This is a genomic window from Citrobacter sp. Awk 2 (assembly GCF_028069815.1).
Lineage (GTDB): Bacteria > Pseudomonadota > Gammaproteobacteria > Enterobacterales > Enterobacteriaceae > Citrobacter.
In genome coordinates this window covers 1-826 of the sequence record NZ_JANEWL010000235.1, presented here as the reverse complement: position 1 = coordinate 826, position 826 = coordinate 1, and the positions used below count along the sequence as shown (strand labels likewise).

The 826-nt window shown below is 35.6% G+C and carries 1 protein-coding gene; it reads left to right on the top strand.

Annotated features, from left to right (window positions below; translation table 11 throughout):
- A partial coding sequence (locus tag NNO02_RS23400; RefSeq protein WP_271455892.1) for a glycosyltransferase occupies nt 1-826 on the top strand: 826 nt, incomplete at both ends.

Below are 826 nucleotides of genomic sequence, written 5' to 3'. Positions count from 1 at the left end.
ATATTATTCATTACCATTATCCATTTCCTTTTATGGATATGCTTCATTTCTTGTGCCGAATAAAAAGACCAACAGTTGTTAGTTATCATTCTGATATTGTAAAACAAAAATATATTTCTCGGTTATATTCACCACTAATGAATCGCTTTCTGAGTTCTGTTGATTGTATTGTTGCTGCGTCTCCAAATTACGCAAAGACTAGTACTGTATTACAGAAATTCGAATCTAAAGTAAAGATCATTCCTTATGGATTAGATGAAAATTCTTATCCTCAGCTCAAGGAGGAAAAGCTAAAATACTGGAAGAATAGACTGGGGGATAGGTTTTTCTTATTTATCGGGGCGTTCCGCTATTATAAAGGCTTGCACACCTTATTAGATGCGGCATATGGCACTACACTTCCTATAGTTATTGTTGGCGGTAGTGGGATAGAACATGAAATTAGAAGTAAAGCTAAGAAACTAAATCTCTCTAATGTGCATTTCGTTGGTTCATTACCCGATGAAGATAAAACAGCGTTGTTACAACTTAGCTATGCAATTGTTTTCCCGTCTCATCTTAGATCTGAAGCATTTGGTATCACTTTGCTTGAAGGTGCGATGTATGGAAAGCCATTAATTTCATGTGAGATTGGAACGGGTACTAGCTATATAAATATTGACAAGCAAACGGGGTTAGTTGTATCTCCTGGCGATAGTAAGGATTTAAGAAAGGCAATGAATCTCTTGTGGGAAAATACTTCATTGGCACTTCAATACGGTATAAATGCACGAGAACGATTCAATAATTATTTTACCTCTGAGGGGATGATGAAAAAGTATATAGA